We start from the raw sequence: 2,311 nt of genomic DNA, 5'->3' as shown, positions 1-2,311 counted from the left end.
TGCGACAAGAAGTCGTGTTGTAAATTGCTAGTTTAGCTACTCTATCCATTTGGGGTAATCCTACCACAGCCTGCTTGACTGGTAACGGTTATGTTGGGAAGCCTGTGGGACAATATGGAAAGTCTGATAGCCTAAAATCGGATGGACTGTTAGGATAAGAATACTATGGTGAACAGACGTGAACCATCGCAAGAGTCGTTACAGGGACTAAGTGAAATAAGGCTGATACACTTACACCAAAAGGTACGGAGGAGGTCATTGGGGCTTTCATAACCTGATGACAAATGGACACATTCTTCCCGGCTCAAAGATGGCACCTAAGGTATTCACAATTATTTATAACACGGAACTTGGTAAGCCCTATGTATTCCTTTTAATCGATAGAAGGTATTGAACTCGTAAGAGGGATAGACGATACAGAGGGTAGAGGAAAGGATAAAAAGCGAATGCTCCAACTGTAATGGTAGGAGATAGGGGTTCAAACTTTGCCCTGACCTGAAAGGGTGCAGACTTATCCTATGGTATTTCATGACAAAAATGGAGGTAAACCTATGAATGATAAACATTCAACGACAGCACCAGCTGAGAAGTTATCACACAAGCAACTGCTTGCGAAACAATGGAAAAGCATTGATTGGAAGAGAGCAGAACAAGAAGTGAATAGGCTACAAATCAGGATTGTCAAGGCTACTCAAGCCAAACACACTAACACAGTGAAGAGACTTCAATATTTACTAACCCATTCGTTCTATGCCAAGGCACTTGCCGTTCGTCGAGTAACGACTAACAAAGGTAAGAAAACAGCTGGTGTAGATGGTGAACTGTGGACGACCCCTACTCAAAAGATGGAGGCTCTCCTATCTCTAACTGACAAAGGCTATAAAGCCAGTCCGTTAAGACGGGTTTACATCGACAAAAAGGGGAAAAAGAAGAAACGTCCATTAGGGATTCCGACTATGTACGACAGAGCTATGCAGGCACTCTATGCTTTAGCATTAGAACCTGTTGCAGAGACAACCGCGGATACTAAATCATTCGGCTTCCGAAAAGGAAGAAGCTGTCAAGATGCTTGTGAATATATCTTCACAGCACTATCACGAAAAGCTTCTCCTCAGTGGATTTTAGAAGGCGACATCAAAGGCTGTTTTGACAACATCAGTCATGACTGGCTCTTAGAGAACATTCCGATGGATAAATCTATCTTAAAACAATTCCTTAAAGCAGGTTTTGTGTTCAAGGGTGAGTTATTCCCAACGGAAGACGGCACGCCACAAGGCGGTATCATTTCGCCTATCCTTGCCAATATGGCACTCGATGGATTACAACAAGTCTTATCAGATAGATTTCATACCAATCGTTTAGGAAAAATCGACCTTCGATTCAAAAATAGCCATAAGGTCAATTTTGTCCGTTATGCGGACGATTTTATCGTCACAGCTGCGACACAAGAAATTGCATTAGAGGCTAAAGAATTGATTAGAGAGTTTCTGCTTGGACGAGGTTTAGAGCTGTCAGAGGAAAAGACATTGGTAACTCATATCAACGATGGTTTCGACCTACTTGGTTGGAATTTTCGGAAGTACAAGGGGAAATTGATTGTAAAACCATCTAAGAATTCTATTCAAACTGTTATTGGTAAATTCTCAGAAACCATCCTCAAGCGAGGAAAAGCATGGGAGCAAGAAGTCTTAATCATGAAACTAAATCAACAGATAAGAGGATGGACAAACTACCACCAATCCGTGTGTGCTAGTGAAGCCTTCTCCTATCTGGACTATCATTTATACGAATTATTGTGGCGATGGGCAAAACGTCGTCATCCAAAGAAAGGCCAGTGGTGGGTTTCGACCAAGTATTGGCATAGAAGAGGCAATCGAAGTTGGGTATTCGCTTCAGGCGATAAAGAACTCATTCGAGTTGACCATACTGCTATCGTCAGACACACAAAGGTCAGAGAAAACGCTAATCCTTACTTGGATACAGAATATTTTGCTCAACGAACCTTTAATCATGGTATGAAGCGTTTGACAGGTCGTTTTAAACTTGTTTGGAAGAAACAAAACGGACGCTGTCATCATTGTGGTCTCCCAATGGAACTTGGAGAAGATAGAGAAATTTTCTTTAAAGTTCCAAAATCAAAGGGAGGTGTGGAAGAAGTTGATAATATGGCTTATGTGCATAGCTACTGTCAGCGATTATTTATTGAGAGCCGCTCGAAAGAGTGATGAAATGCTTGAGCCGTATGAGGGGAAACTCTCACGTACGGTTCTTAGAGAGGAAGGTGGTAGTAATACCACTAACCTACTCGACT

The 2,311-nt window shown here is 41.9% G+C and carries 1 protein-coding gene; it reads left to right on the top strand.

Translation table 11 applies throughout. The features are described from left to right. Window positions 1–551 precede the first annotated feature (551 nt). On the top strand, window positions 552–2,225 hold the full coding sequence (gene ltrA, locus HMPREF9171_RS102855) for a group II intron reverse transcriptase/maturase (RefSeq protein ID WP_000998206.1): 1,674 nt from the start codon (window positions 552–554) through the stop codon (window positions 2,223–2,225). Window positions 2,226–2,311: the final 86 nt, after the last annotated feature.

Source organism: Streptococcus agalactiae ATCC 13813 (genome assembly GCF_000186445.1).
GTDB classification, from domain to species: Bacteria; Bacillota; Bacilli; order Lactobacillales; family Streptococcaceae; genus Streptococcus; species Streptococcus agalactiae.
Note: the sequence above shows the minus strand (reverse complement) of the source record. Positions and strands in the feature narration are given on the sequence as shown.

Excerpts from the sequence above, each read along its gene's own strand:
- ltrA (WP_000998206.1), top strand. The coding sequence starts at position 552 with ATGAATGATAAACATTCAACGACAGCACCAGCTGAGAAGTTATCACAC.